Origin of the sequence: Flavobacterium endoglycinae (assembly GCF_017352115.1) — a bacterium.
Taxonomy (GTDB): Bacteria; Bacteroidota; Bacteroidia; order Flavobacteriales; family Flavobacteriaceae; genus Flavobacterium; species Flavobacterium endoglycinae.
In genome coordinates, this window is the sequence record NZ_CP071448.1 from 716,919 (window position 1) to 732,165 (window position 15,247).

The 15,247-nt window shown below is 34.4% G+C and carries 10 protein-coding genes; 1 reads left to right on the top strand and 9 read right to left on the bottom strand.

The genetic code is table 11. From position 1 onward, the window contains the following. Window positions 1-86 precede the first annotated feature (86 nt). Window positions 87-743, top strand: coding sequence for an endonuclease III domain-containing protein (locus J0383_RS03155; protein ID WP_207297001.1), 657 nt, complete (start codon window positions 87-89; stop codon window positions 741-743). A 17-nt stretch (window positions 744-760) separates the two neighbouring features. Here the strand turns inward: J0383_RS03155 and J0383_RS03160 are convergent, their stop codons facing one another. The 9 genes from J0383_RS03160 to J0383_RS03200 form a co-directional block, all read right to left on the bottom strand. Beyond that, window positions 761-1,825 carry a tetratricopeptide repeat protein gene (locus J0383_RS03160; protein ID WP_207297002.1) on the bottom strand — a complete coding sequence of 355 codons (1,065 nt, stop codon included), beginning with the start codon at window positions 1,823-1,825 and terminating at the stop codon, window positions 761-763. Window positions 1,826-2,294: 469 nt separating this feature from the next. Continuing rightward, window positions 2,295-2,441, bottom strand: coding sequence for a hypothetical protein (locus tag J0383_RS03165; RefSeq protein WP_207297003.1), 147 nt, complete (start codon window positions 2,439-2,441; stop codon window positions 2,295-2,297). 50 nt (window positions 2,442-2,491) lie between these two features. Continuing rightward, window positions 2,492-3,076, bottom strand: a complete 585-nt coding sequence (locus J0383_RS03170; RefSeq protein ID WP_207297004.1) for an RNA polymerase sigma factor — start codon at window positions 3,074-3,076, stop codon at window positions 2,492-2,494. A gap of 323 nt (window positions 3,077-3,399) precedes the next feature. Continuing rightward, window positions 3,400-4,158 carry a glycoside hydrolase family 16 protein gene (locus tag J0383_RS03175; protein ID WP_207297005.1) on the bottom strand — a complete coding sequence of 253 codons (759 nt, stop codon included), beginning with the start codon at window positions 4,156-4,158 and terminating at the stop codon, window positions 3,400-3,402. Window positions 4,159-4,237: 79 nt separating this feature from the next. Next, window positions 4,238-5,899, bottom strand: a complete 1,662-nt coding sequence (locus tag J0383_RS03180) for a family 16 glycosylhydrolase (protein WP_207297006.1) — start codon at window positions 5,897-5,899, stop codon at window positions 4,238-4,240. A gap of 11 nt (window positions 5,900-5,910) precedes the next feature. Further along, on the bottom strand, window positions 5,911-7,521 hold the full coding sequence (locus tag J0383_RS03185) for a hypothetical protein (protein ID WP_207297007.1): 1,611 nt from the start codon (window positions 7,519-7,521) through the stop codon (window positions 5,911-5,913). A gap of 12 nt (window positions 7,522-7,533) precedes the next feature. Next, window positions 7,534-9,033, bottom strand: a complete 1,500-nt coding sequence (locus tag J0383_RS03190) for a RagB/SusD family nutrient uptake outer membrane protein (RefSeq protein ID WP_207297008.1) — start codon at window positions 9,031-9,033, stop codon at window positions 7,534-7,536. Between the two features lie 11 nt (window positions 9,034-9,044). Next, window positions 9,045-12,080: a SusC/RagA family TonB-linked outer membrane protein gene (locus J0383_RS03195; RefSeq protein WP_207297009.1), complete on the bottom strand. Its 3,036-nt coding sequence runs from the start codon at window positions 12,078-12,080 to the stop codon at window positions 9,045-9,047. A 241-nt stretch (window positions 12,081-12,321) separates the two neighbouring features. Further along, on the bottom strand, window positions 12,322-15,090 hold the full coding sequence (locus J0383_RS03200) for a triple tyrosine motif-containing protein (RefSeq protein WP_239023343.1): 2,769 nt from the start codon (window positions 15,088-15,090) through the stop codon (window positions 12,322-12,324). Between the last annotated feature and the right edge of the window lie 157 nt (window positions 15,091-15,247).

Below are 15,247 nucleotides of genomic sequence, written 5' to 3' on the forward strand. Positions count from 1 at the left end.
ATTGTTGATTTTAGATTCACTCACAAAGATAACTTATAACTTATAAACTATAATTCCTTATTTTTACCAATATTTAAATTACAAAAATGAACAAAGAAGCACGTGTACAATTTGTTATTGACACTTTAAAAGAACTCTACCCTACTATACCTGTTCCGCTTGACCATAAAGATCCTTATACATTATTAATTGCTGTACTGCTTTCTGCGCAATGTACAGATGTGCGTGTAAATCAAATTACACCTTTGTTATTTGCTAAAGCAGATAATCCGTATGATATGGTAAAAATGACGATTGAAGAAATTAAGGAAATTATTCGTCCGTGTGGTCTGTCTCCTATGAAATCAAAAGGGATTCATGGTTTGTCCGAAATTTTAATTGAAAAACATAATGGCGAAGTTCCTCAGAGTTTTGAAGCACTTGAAGCATTACCAGCTGTTGGACACAAAACGGCCAGTGTTGTAATGTCTCAGGCTTTTGGAGTGCCCGCATTTCCAGTTGATACGCACATTAATAGATTAATGCACAGATGGAATCTTTCTAATGGAAAAAGTGTCGTTCAAACAGAAAAAGATGCTAAACGATTATTCCCAAGAGAGTTATGGAATGACCTCCATTTACAGATAATCTGGTATGGACGTGAATATTCTCCCGCAAGAGGATGGAATTTAGAAAGAGATATTATTACCAGAACTATTGGTAAAAAATCAATATTAGAAGAAGCTGCTAAAAAGAAAGTTTAGCAGCTTCTTTTTTATTTTTATTTACTGTTTTTTAATGCATTATACTCGTTCATCATATCTAACGAACGATAAACACCTAAAAGAGATTTTATAACATCTTCATTTTTAGGTTCTATTGTTAGCGCTTTTTGAAGATACGGAATAGCGCTTTTTACAATTTCATCTTTTTGCGCATTCAGTTTATCATATTCTTTTAAATCTTTAGGAGTATTTCCCAAAAGATCCATTTGATTGACTAACTCCTTTTTCTGCTGCATTTTTACATACGTGAGGTTAATATAACAATCCATGCAATTTGCATTTAACTGCAAATCTGTTTCATAATATTTTGCCGCATTTACATAATCATTTCGCTCAAGATAACAGAAGGCAAGTGAGGTTAATACTTCTTCTTTTTTAGAAGGAGGATAAACGTTTCTCGGCTTTTCATAAAATCCTGCCTGAATGTTTGATTCTCGTGCACTATACGAAATAAAAGCTTCTTCTACTTTTGTTTTTTTGTTTGTTGCATAATAAACGACTCCTTTTCCGGTATAATTAATTCGTCTAAGTTCATCAAAATACTTTATTGCCGAGACATAATCTTTACCTGAAAGAGCCGCTCCAGCAGCGTTCATTAAGTTTAAAGTGTCTTTTTTATCGATTTGGTACACTTCATAACTTTTAGCCGCGCTTTCTTTGAACTTTCCAGCATTGTAGTCATTAAAAGCTCCATCTACTAATGTTGATTTCATTGCTTTTAACGCTTGATTGGCTTTAAACGCATACTTGTAATTTCGGGAATCATTTTCATACAAAAGGATATCCTGATAAGCACTTGATGCCAAAGCGAAATTAGTAACAGCATCAATGTTTTTGGCTGCTAAATCTTTACAAACATTTCCTTTTATAAAAAAGAAATCCGATTTATCAGTATCAGAAGCATTTACGATGAGATATTCTATTTTTTTCAAAACTGCCAATGCCTCTTCGTTTTTTCCTTTATCATATAAAGCTTGCGCTTCTTTAATTTGCTCTTTTTGAGCAAATACTCCAATGGTTACCAATAATGAAATTGATAACATTTTAAGGTTATTTTTCATTTCTTGTTAGGTTTTGTTATTTAAAATAGATTAGGTTTTTGGGAAAGATTTTTCAGATGTAAAATCAGATCATAATAAAAAATTAGGATCTACAAACAACAAAACAGAAATGCAGGTGAGTAGTTTTTTGTCATATAAATACTGGTTTTTAGTTAAAATTTTTATTTTGGTTTTGGTTATCAATTATATTAAAAATAGCTTATCCTCGTTTTGCATGAGATAAAATTTACTTTTTAACTAAAATAAAATTAATTATCGAATAAAGTAATAAATACATTAAAAAATTTAAAACTTTAACAATAAATATTAAAATACAACCAAAAAACTTACATCTAGAGTTAATTCTTATTACGAAGAGGTGTACATAAAAAAACTCACTATCTGTATTTGCATACAAATAGTGAGCTTTTAAACCAAAACGACCATTTGGTTTTATCAGAATAAACATCCGACCATAGCGGCGGGCTGTTTAATTAGCTATGATTTCAAAACTTTTATTGTCTTGTGTTTTCACCACTTTTAGAGCCTGTGAATAACTAAGCAAAAAAGAAACAACTTCTTTTTTAGGTTTTAAATCGTTTGAAGCTAATGCTTTCTTTGAGTAAATTTTCGCCATACTATGAAAATGTTTATACCAAGTATAACGGACTTATTTTCAAATTAGTATTAGTTGGTCAAAATAATTTGATGTTTGTCGATAATTTTTCTCAAATTCATTAGCGCATAACGCATTCTTCCTAATGCGGTGTTGATACTTACGTCGGTTAATTCTGATATTTCTTTAAAACTCATATCCTGATACATACGCATAATTAAAACTTCTTTTTGATCTTCAGGAAGTTCTTCAATCAATCTTTTTAGATCGACCTCAACTTGATCTAAAATCATTTTCCCTTCTACATTTAATGCATCATCAGACATGATAGAGAAAATCGAAAATTCTTCGGTTTCTCTGTACATGGGCATTTTTTTAGTTTTACGGAAATGATCCACAATCAGGTTGTGTGAAATACGCATTACCCACGGAAGAAATTTACCTTCTTCATTATAGGAGTTGCTTTTTAAAGTTTTGATTACTTTAATGAAAGTATCTTGAAAAATATCATTTGAAATATCTCTATCAGCAATTTTTGAATATATAAATCCATATATTTTAGATTCATGTCGCTTAATCAATGTCGCAAGAGCAGTTTCGTTGCCTTCGACATAATTTTTCACTAATAGAGCGTCTGGAATGTGCAGATCTGCCATAATACTACTTTTTTAGTTTTAAATAATTTGGAGTAATTTCTAAAAAGTAGTTTTATATAATAGGCGTATCTTTTATTGGGGTATGTTAATATTCTGAACCAAATTTAACAAATATTTATTTTATAAAGCAAACAAAAGCAATAATAATTAACAATAAATCGTTAAGTTTTTTATTGGAGCGTTGTTTTTTAGTCGAAATCGTTAAAAAATAATGCGAAAAACAGGCTAATAAAAAGCTTTTAAAACAGTTGTAAACATTTAACAATAAAAGACTTAAAGAAGATTACAACTGTTCTGTCCAGCTTTGGCTGTTTTGTACTATATTATTGATAAACGCGAACGTAATCTACATAATATTTTTGCGGTAAAACCGAATCATCGACTTCAGGTCCGCCAAAATTACCTCCTATTGCGAGATTTACAATTATATAAAACGGCTTATCGAAAGGCCAGGTATCTTCATTTTTATTTTCAGGATTAAAAGTATACACCAAAGTAGTATCTACGTAAAACTCAATTTTATCTTTATCCCATTCTATGGCATAAACGTGATATCCTTCCTCAATAGTAGGAAATTCAGTTCGTTTTGTATTGATTGTATTTCCGTGACTGTCTTGAGTATGTAAGGTAGTGTAAACCATGTGAGGATCTCTTCCTATGTACTCAAGAATATCAATTTCTCCTGTTTTTGGCCATTTTACTTCGTCGATATTGGCCCCTAACATCCAAAATGCAGGCCATAAACCATGTCCGATAGGAAGCTTTGCTCTTGCTTCTATTCTGCCGTATTTAAATTCTTTTTTTCCTTTGGTTGTAATTTTAGTTGAAGTATATTTTTCGCCTTCTTTTCTAGCTTCGATTACTAAATTGCCGTCTTTAAACTCGTGGTTGTTTTTGGTATAAATTTGTCTTTCGTTATTTCCCCAGCCACAAAGATTTGGACAGCCGTCTCCAAGTTCGAAATTCCAGACTTTTTCGTTTAAAGTTTTTTTGTTGAAATTTTCTTCCCATACCAGTTTTCTCTTTGTTTGTTGTGCAAAAGCGAAACTGCTGATTAATAAAACCAAAATTACTTTTTTCATGTTATTTGATTGCGTTTTAAAACATAAGAAGGCCAGTCGCAAAACTGACCTTCTTACTTAAAATTACTAATTAATTAACCTATTGATACACTCTAACATAATCAACTTCAAAAGTTGCCTGTGAAAAAGCAGGATCAATATTACCTCCAAAAGTACCTCCCATAGCAAAATTCAATATTAGGAAGAAGTCGCTGTTGAAAGGCAGTGATGCATCGTTTGGCACCGTATGTATCAATGTATCATCAACGTAAATAGCTACAGATGCTGGACTCCATATTGTTTTGTAAATATGGAATTCTGTTGAAACATTCGGAATTGTTTTAGAGCCTGTGTTAGCATTTCCGGCAGAATGTCCAGGGTAATGCAAAGTTCCGTGAATCAAATTCTGACTGTTTCCTACGTGTTCCATTATATCAATTTCTCCGCATTCCGGCCAGATTTTAGTAGCATAATTTTGTCCTAACATCCAGATTGCCGGCCATGTTCCTCCACCTGCTGGAAGTTTAGCACGCACCTCAACTTTCCCATAGGTAAAGGAGTATTTTCCATCCGTTTTAATTCTTGCTGAAGAATAATTTGCTCCGCCAGAAGCTTCTTTTTTAGCAGTGATTTTAAGAACTCCACCTTGTACCACAATGTTCGATGCTGAATTGGTATAGTTTTGTTGTTCGTTATTTCCCCAACCATTATTACCTCTTCCTAAATCATAACCCCATTTTGCTGGATCTGGTGCTCCGTCAGTATTAAATTCTTCTGACCATACTAAATTGGTGTAATCTGTAGTTGGATTTTGGTTTGGAGGTGTCGTTGTAAAAATATGGTACCAAGCTAATGCTGGATTTCCTCCCATAACGGCTCTAACAACCATACGGTTTGCTGTGATAGAAAGGATTTCATACGAACTTTGTCCGATATAGTAGCCCATAAATCCACCATCTGAGAAGTTCATTGTTGTTCCTCTTGTTTGTGTTGCATGATCTGGATTAGACATTACAACTGATTCTGAAGGGCTTAATGAAACTGTTTTCACTCCGCTTGTGTTATATGATAAACAAGCATCATCTGGTCCACTTCCTCCTGCTACGCTTGAAAAAGCTGCGTTAAAGAATGTTGATCCGCCATTGTCTAATTGAAATTTCAATTGTTCTCCATCTAAAGAGAAAGTCAATACATTTTCATACAAACAGCTGCTTGTTGGAGAACCTGCTTTTTCAAATGGTCCTGCTTGATAGTAATTAGCATAGAAGTTTTTGGTCGCATCGCCATCATTTTGTCCAACACCTAAGTGACCCGGCTCACCTGCTGCCCAATACCATTTTTTAGAACTTCCACCAGTTAACAATTGTACTGCTTGATCGTCGCTGAAATCACTTTTTACCTCAACATCAATTGTAGTGTTGCTTGCAGATCCGCCTTTTCCGGTAGCAACTACAGTTACAGTATAGGTATTGACTCCGGTTTTAGTGAATCTTTTAGTGATTTTACCATTTGGTGCATTATCAGAAGTTCCATCGCTGTACACATATTTGTATGAAATGGCGTTATCTGCTGCCGCTGTAAATTTTACAGTTCCAGAACCGTCTCCGTAAGGATCATCGGCTGTTTTACCTACAATCTCGGCTGTTACCTTAAGATTAGATGGTGCATTTATTGATCCGAATGTATAATCATCTTTCTGACAACCCGTCATCAAGAGAATCGTAAATAAGGATACTATCTTTATAATTAATTTATTGCTCATGATTTCTTGTTTTAGTTGGATTGTTTGATATCATCAAAGTAGTAAGTCGCTCCCGTTCCGTTTTGTCCAAAATCAGGGAACAATATTACTCTGTCGTATTTAATGCTTGTACTGAATGAAGCTGCACTGGTAAGATCAAATGTTAATACTTCCCATGCATTGGCAACTGTGGTAGCTGCGTGTACTTCAAAATTAACACTTGGATTTCCGTTTCCATCTTTTGGAGAAGTCGAAAGTTCCATTTTGTATAAAATATCAGCTCCAACTTTTGGAGACCAAACCAATACTTTTACTTTAGTTCCTTTAGTAAAATCTAAAGTATTTTCTAAATTCAAGCTTGCACCAGCCCAAGTTTCTGCTCCTGATTTTTTGTCTAGTTTTACAACTTTATTTGAAACGTTCAATCCCGTTTTATTAGGGTTTGTTACTACCGAAGCATCCACATTTCCAAATCCGCCCCAAGTATAGTTTAGGTTTGCTGATTCAAAATCAAGTGGTAATGCAATTGATTCTGCTGGAGTTTTATAAAAATAGATGTTATCTATAAATACAGTTCCGCCAGCCCATGGTGTTCCAACAAATTTCAATTGAAATATATCAGCCACCGTTAATCCTTGGCTTGTAAATGCCGAAATAGGAATATCAATGCTCGTCCATTGGTTTGCTGTTAAATCTTTTACAACTGGTTTTTCACCATTTGTTTTACTGATTAACGATGTTTCAATTTTTTGCAAATCTGGTGTCCAAACATCCATGTGGAAATATTCCATTCCAGAAACATCAATTGTTACATTGTCTGCCAAAGCAATTCCTTGATAACTTAATTTAATATAATTCAGCATTTTATCGCCGTTTAAGTCAAATTCAGCCCAGCTGCTTCCTTGTCCTGCCTGTCCCCAATCTGGGAAGTAGTTTGTTCCAGCCACATTTGCATATTTTGTTCCGTAAATTGAAATCACATCAGAAGCTTGTCTGTTTGGAGGAGTTGGTGCCGATGTAGATGGCGCCACTACCAATTTAGCAGTAACTTCTTGAGTATATTCAGTCGTTTTAATAGCAGCACTTTTAGAAACTACTCTAATAGTATATGTTCCAGCTTCTTGGTACGTGTATGAAACTGATTCGCCATTATTAGCTGAAATAGGATCTGGATGTCCAGTTTCTCCAAAATAAACATCATAGAACAAAGCAAAATCTGCTGTTGCTGTTACAGTTATTTTTTTAGAAACTGATAAGTCATTGGTTACTACAACTACTAAATTTTCAGGAGCTCTAAAAGAAACTACTACTTCTTTCTCAACTTCAGTTGTTTTTCCGTTTAGTCCATAAGCAATAATTTTAGATTTGTAAACTCCTTCTTTATAAACGTGAGAAACGGTTCCTCCTATTGATACATAATCAGAAACAGGACTTCCGTCACCAAAATTGATTTTGTATTGTGTTGCTCCTTCCCCTTTTGGTAAGAAAGTCACTTTTCCTGTATTGTCCTGCGTTACGGTTGTTAAGGCCGAAATATTGGCAGGAGCTGCTATACCATCTAAATCAATATCCAGATCATCGTTTGCACAACCCATAATTGTGGCCAAAACGAATAGGTTTATAATAAAATATATCTTTTTCATAATTGCTGTTTTTTAGTATCCAGGATTTTGTGCCCAGTTTCCGTTTGCAAACTGAATTTCTTCAATAGGAATCGGGAATAATTCGTTTTTATTCGCTTTAAAGCCCGGTATAGTTCCGGCAGCTTTTCCAGTTCTTACAAGGTCAAAGAAACGGTGTCCTTCACCAAAAAGTTCTACTCTTCTTTCTGCTAAAATAGTTTCTGTTAAAGCAGTTCCAGAAGCAGTTACATCGTGGTTGTTATCACCAAAAGCACGTCTTCTTACTTCATTTAAATATGTTCTCGCTTTTGCATCGTTGATTGATCCTCTGTTATACGCTTCTGCAGCCATTAAAAGAACGTCGGCATAACGAATTGCTCTGTAATTGTTTGGATTCGTAAGATTTAAATCTCCTTGAGCTGCTGAACTTCTTTTTCTAGGAAGGTATTTTCTGTTGAAGAAACCTGTATCTTCATTTCCTTTTCCGAAAGTGATTCCGTTTCCATTGTCATAAGAAGCATTTGCCAGTGCCCATGCATTAATATCTAAAATAGCAACATCTTTACGTTTGTCGCCGCTTTCAAAAGCATCAGCAGATTCCTGAGTTGGAATATTAAAGCTGTATCCTGAAGAAAATAATGGTCCTGAATAGTTACGAATACCGTTGAAACCAACTGCTACGTTTCCTTCACTACATTGTAAACATCCAAATCCTGCTCCTTCTACGTCTGTGTATTGCACTTCAAAAACAGATTCTGATCCGTTTTCTCCATCCATTTCAAACATGGCATTATAATCAGACACTAATGTGTATTTTCCTGAAGTAATTACGGCATCAAGTGCTGTAGCTGCTTGTGCAAATTTATTTTGATACAAATAGGCTTTTCCTAGTAAAGCTTGAGCAGCTCCTTTTGTAATTCTCCCTTTTTGAGCCGCATTTGGAGATAAATTCTCTGATGCAAAAATCAAATCGGCTTCGATTGAAGCGTATACTTCTGCAACAGAAGAGCGTCCGATTGTTTTCTCATCTCCAATTTTAAATCTCGCATCGCCTTTCATTGGAATTCCGCCAAACCATTTTACCAATTCAAATTGATAGTAAGCTCTTAAAAAACGAGCTTCAGCAATTACCTGAGTTTTTCCAGGAAAATCTGTTTTGTCTTTGAATTCTAAAATATAGTTTGCTCTTTGTACTCCAGCAAACATCCAGTTCCAAATATCTCTTAAGTTACTGTTTACAGGAGTATGAATCATATCATCAATCTGCTGGAAACCAATTACGTCTGTTGGGCTTTCTCCACCGCAAAGTGTATTATCTGAAGCGATTTCGCCTAATAAAACATTTACATAAGAAGCCTGAAGCAAATCGTAAGCGGCAATCAAAGCGTTATCGTACTCTTCTTTAGAATTAAAATAATTCTCTGAATCTATTGAATATTCAGGTTTTGGATCTACAAACTCATCTGAACAGGAAGTAGTTACCGCCGAAATCAGAGCTAGTGCTATAATGGATTTTATAAAATACTTTTTCATTTTAATTCAAATTAAAAATTAACATTTAAGCCCAATAAAAAGGTTCTTGGGATTGGATAGAAACCGTAGTCGATTCCGCCTCCAATTGGAGCTCCGTTGGAAGCACCCGGATCAAAACCCTTGTATTTTGTAAATGTGTAAAGGTTATTTACTCCCGTATAAAGCCTTAATTTTGTAATTCCAGCTTTTTGGGAAATATTTGGATTTAGCGTGTATCCAAGCTGTACATTTTGAATTCTGATGTATGAAGCATCTTCAACAAAATAATTAGAGAAAACATTGTTTGCAGTTGCTCCAGTTGTAACTCTTGGTGTAGAATTACTTGTTCCTGGTCCTGTCCATCTGTCTAATACATAGTTGATACGGTTGGCATCAGAAAGTGTTCTTTCGTAGTTTCGTACCATATCATTCCCCACTGAAGCGAATGTAAATACAACAAAATCAAGTGCTTTGTAGTTCAATTGTAAATTGAAACCCATTGTAGCATCTGGAATTGGATCTCCAATGTTTGTTTTATCTTTTGTATCAATTACACCGTCGCCGTTTACATCTACATAACGAATATCTCCAGGCGCAGCATTTGCTCCTAAAGCTAACTGAGAAGGATGCGCATCAATTTCTGCTTGATTCTGGAAGATTCCGTCTGTTTTATATCCGTAAAAATATCCCATTGGTTTTCCAACTTCCATTCTTGATGGTGCAGGCTGTCCAACTCCAAAAGCTCCTCCTTCAATAAAACCTGTTCCGTTGTTTACTTCCGTTACTTTGTTTTTAAGGAAAGTAACGTTGTAACCTACGCTGAAAGAAAATGCATCTGAGAATTTATCTTTATAATCGATCGCAAACTCGAAACCTGAGTTTTTAACTGTTCCTGCATTTAATGTTGGTGCGCTTGCTCCCGGTGCTCCTGTACCGTTAATCCCTGAAACTGGAATATTTGGAATTAATAAATCTTTTCTGGTATCGATAAAGTAATCGGCTACAACAGAAACTTTATCACTTAATAATTTTAAATCAAGACCAACGTCAAATTTCTGTGCTTCTTCCCATTTTAAATCTGGGTTTGGTACTTGCCCAGTTGCTGTTCCATTTACTAAAGATCCGTCGAAAACATATGTTGCTTCTCCAGATAATAATCCAAGGTAACCGTAATTTGGAATCTGGTCGTTTCCTAATGTTCCGTAACTAGCTCTGAATTTTAAGAAGTTGATGAATTTTGGCTGTCCGAAGAAATTTTCATCAGATACTACCCAACCTGCGGTGAAAGAAGGGAAATATCCAACTTTGTTTCCGGGACCGAATTTCGTAGAAGAATCGCGTCTTAACATTGCAGAAAGTAAATATCTTCCTTTATAATCGTACTGAAGTCTTCCAAAATAAGAAAGTCTTCTTTGATCGTAGATGTAAGAACTGTTTGTTAGGGTTTCAGAAATTCCTTTTGTTAAAGAAATATCAGCATAATCCCATGAGTTGTTTGGAACATCAAAACCTGTAGCATACAAACCGTTACCCCATTCTTTGAAGATAGTTGTACCAACAGTTCCCACTAAATTATGGCTGTCTGCAATTTTTGTTGAATATGTTCCGAAAAGGTCAAATGAGTAGTTATTGTCGTTTACAGCTCCTTGAGTAACAGAACTTCTTTGTACGTCAAATACTTTTCCGCCGTAGCTGATTTGTTTTCCGAAAGTTTTTGATTCGCTGTTCGAAGTATTGAAACCAATCGATCCTGATAACGTGAATCCTTTGAAGATTTTATAATCAAGACCAAAGTTTCCGTTCAGTTTTTTATAGTTGTAATCATTATACGTATTCGCAATTTGTGCCAATGGGTTAATGATTTCAGTTCCTAAACCTGTTGTACTTGGTACTAAAGTGTACGTTCCGTCAGCATTATACGGTTTTAAAGTTGCTGGAACGTTTAATGCATTAAAAAGTACAGATCCTAAACCATTTTCATTTAATGTATTTCTGGTAAAATAGGTATAAATTACGTTAGTCTTTAATTTGATTTTATCGCTTAAATCAGCTCCAAGGGCAATTCTGGCAGTGTTTCTTAAGAACCCAGATTTATCTCCGCCTACAATACCTTCTTGATCTAAGTGCGAACCACTCACAGAATAGGTAAGTTTATCAGAACCTCCAGAGATATTTAAGTCGTTGCTAATGATGGGTGCATTTTGAAAAACTTCATCCTGCCAATCTGTACCTTTTCCTAATCCGCTTACATTTGGATACGGAATTGGTCTTCCACCATTTGCGTAGCTTTCATTTAATAGTAAAGCATATTCTGTAGCGTTTAAAGTAGGCAGTTTTCTTGAAGTCTGCTGAAAACCTGTATAGCTGTTAAAAGACACTCTGGTTTTAGAGTTCTTTTTTCCTGTTTTGGTCGTAACCAAAATAATACCGTTTGCCCCAATAGTTCCGTAAATCGCAGCCTGGGCATCTTTTAAAACAGTAATCGTTTCAATATCACTTGGGTTTAATAGTCCTAAATCTCCAACATATCCATCAATAATCACAGTCGGTCTGTTTTCACCATTCGTAGCTATACCACGTATACGAATATCAAGAGGTGCACCCGGAGCACCAGACTGCGTTGTTACGTTAACACCCGAAATAGTTCCTTGTAATGCCTGTTCGATTCTTGCTGGTTTCAAAACATCGATAGTCTTACTGTCTAATACAGACACGGCTCCAGTAACTTCTCTTTTCTTTTGGCTACCGTAACCAATTACAACGACTTCATCTAATGATTTTGCATCGTCACTCATTTTTACAGTCATTTTGGGTCCTGAAACCAGAACTTCCTGAGTTCTGTATCCTATATAACTGAAAACAATTGAAGTTCCTTTTGGAACATCCGTTAGTTTAAAAGATCCGTCGAAGTCCGTGGTTGTACTTTTGGACGAATTTTTAACTTTTACATTTACGCCTGGTAATGATAATCCTGAGGCATCTAATACTGTTCCTGATACATCTTGATTCTGCGAGAATACAAAACCTGTGCACAGTAACAGTACTGTTAGTAATAATCTAGATTTCATAATTAGTTAGTTTTTATTGAAAGCTAAAATTATTTGTTCCGTTTATGAAAACGATAAAATTAACCTCAACAAAAAACATACATCATAAAAAAAACCAGTACAAAATCAGGATATAACAAAAAACACCGCCATTTAACTATATATTACGAATGTTAATTTCTTTAACGTTTAAGGTTAAATTTCCCAATAAAAGCTTAATGTTGTGGTAATGTATAGTTTTTTTGAGCCTATTTTTGAATTCCTATACAGATAGGATATACTCTACTAAACCGTTTTCGTGTTGCAAATCCATCTTTTTTCGCAATCGGTATCGTTTTATTTCAACACTGCGAACAGAGATATTAAATAGTGGAGCAATTTCTTTTGAAGACAGATTTAATCGGAGATAAGCACATAAACGAAGATCGTTTGGTGTAAGGGCGGGATGCATCTGTTTAATACGTTTTAAGAAATCTTTATCGGCATTATCAAAAGCTTCTTTAAAAACGTTCCAAGAATCTTCTTCTGTAATATTTTTATTGATGGTACTAATAACAGATTTAATATTTGAGCTGTCATTTTGAGCTGTTTTCTTTAAATCTTCCTTAATAAATGCCAGTAATTCATTTTTACTATTCAAACTCATTGTCGAAACTGCCAGTTCGCGATTTTTGTTATCCACATCTTGAGAAAGCTGTTCGTTGCGAAGTTTCATCAATCGCTGCTCGTTTTCAAGTTCCTGAATTTCTAATAAAAGATTGTTTTCTTCAATTAGCTTTTCTTTTTGTTTCTGATAATAGTTTCGATAGGCTTTATTAATGAAATAACCAATGGCAACCGCTAAAAGAAAATACACAAACAAAGCAAGATTTGTTCTGTACCAAGGTTTTAGAACTTCGAAATTATAAACTGCTATATTCGGCAGAATGGTATTGGCGTATTTTGCTCGTACTTTAAAAGTATATTTCCCTGGTGGAAGATTTTTAAAATTCGCTGTTGCTTTGGTACTCCACTCGCTCCATTCGTTCTGAAAACCTTCTAATAAATATTGATATTCAGAATTGATGTATTTGTTGTATTCTGGAACCGTATAATTCAGCGTAATGTTATTTTCGTTAGAATGGAAACTGCCTTCATGATATATCGCCGCATTATTAAACGTTTCGTTTTGCTTGTTTGTTGTAATGTCTGTAATTAAAACATTGTAATTTTTAAAGCTCAGATCGTCTATATTTAGGGTATAATAACCATCTGTTGTTCCTATTAAATAGGTTGATTTCGAAATCTGGGTAATGTTTTCATATCCAAGCATCGAATTGGTCAAAGAAGACGGAATTGGAATTATATTTTGTTTCAGCTGATTACTGAGTTTACTGGCAGAGAAATAATGAATGTAATTTTTAGAAAACAACCAGATTTTATTCGAATTGTCTACAATCAATTTTCCCGATGTATATTCATCTTTCTCAAAAATAGAACTCAAAAGGCTGTCTTTTTCAAACAATCTTGTTTTAGGATTTAATTTGAAAATACCGCCTTTATAAGCGTAATAAATATGATTATTAAAAGTAGTTAAACTGGCGCTCTGTCCTTTCTCTGGATTTTTATAGGCATAAAAACCATTGGTTTTCGAAAATGACGCATCTGGTTTTAGTCTAAAAATCCCTTTATATTCATGGCTGACATAAATTTCGAGATTTTTAGTGATTTCAAAATAGCGTGACGAATAATCAAACCCGTGAATTTTATTTTTGAAAACCCACTGATTATTGATTTTTTCCAAAACAGAAAGTCCAAAATAATTCCCTTGAAGAAGCAAATTAGGATGATTGGGAACCGATTCGAATTTCCAGCTTCCGGAAGCAGAAAATATAGGTCTTGCGGTATCATTTGAAACGATGAAAGTTCCAGAATCATGTCCGCAGAAAAGCGTATTATCATATTTAAAAAGTGACCAGACTTGACCTTTTGTTCCGCTAATAAATTTGAAATCAGAATTGCTTTCTGTCGGTTTACAAAACAATCCTTGATTGGTTCCTATATACAGCATTCCGTTATAAACAGCCGATGCATAAACGGTTCCTAAAGCTCCTGTATCATCAGTAAAACTATGCACAGGAGATTGAACATTAATGCAGTTTATTCCGTTATCTAAACCAATCCATAAATTTTGATCTCGGTCTTCAAAAAGTGACAGAGCGGTATTGTTGCTTAATCCTTTTCGCTGCGAAAGATGATATCGCAGTTTTCCTTTATCGGTTAAAATAAAAACTCCGTTTGAAACAGTTCCCAAAGCAAAACTTCCATCTTTTAAACGCTGGCTGCTGTACACAAAATCTGATTTTAGTTCCGAATCAATATCGGTTACAATTCTCGTAAGCGAATTCCCAACAAGTTTATAAATACCGTCTAACTGAGTTTGAAGAATTAATCCTTCATCGGTTGTAAACACATTTGCGATGGTAAACTTTTTAAGAATAGGATGATCTGAAACCAATTTAGCCTCTCCGCTTTCGATTTCAAAAAGTCCTTCTTTTATGGTTTGAAAATAAATCGCATTTTTCTGCGAAAAAGATTTTACAACTCCATTTCCTGGTGCGACTATCTTAAACTTTTTCGTTTTGGTATCGTAAATATAAATTCGGTTAAGCGACTGAAATAAAATCCATTGATCGTATTTCAAGATATTCCAAAACTGTTCATCGTCTAGAATTTTGTTTTTTATACTGTCGCTCAGCGAAGTATATTTTAGTTTTCCGTTTGCATTTCGAGTCCAATACCCAAAATTCATATAACTTCCTGTATACACCTTATTTCCAATCACTTTCACGGAACGAATAATAGTTTCATTAGGTCCTGGATATAATTGCCAGCTGGTTCCGTTGTATTCCAGAAGACCGTCATTATTGGCGAAATACAAATAATTCTTATCATCCTGCGAAATCATCCAGTTTTGGTTTCCTGCACCATAAACAGACGAAGAATATTTAATAATAGGCGGGAATTCCTGCGCAAAAAGCATGAAATTCATTAAAAACAATAAGGCAGAAAGTTTCGTTTTCAAATTTGGAAGTGGTATTAAATAGTAATAAAACAGTCCTAAAATAACGCATTTTATATTGAAACAATAACATTTTTAGTAAAAAAGTGTATTTGCAAATTGGATCGGGCTAAACCCATAATGTTAA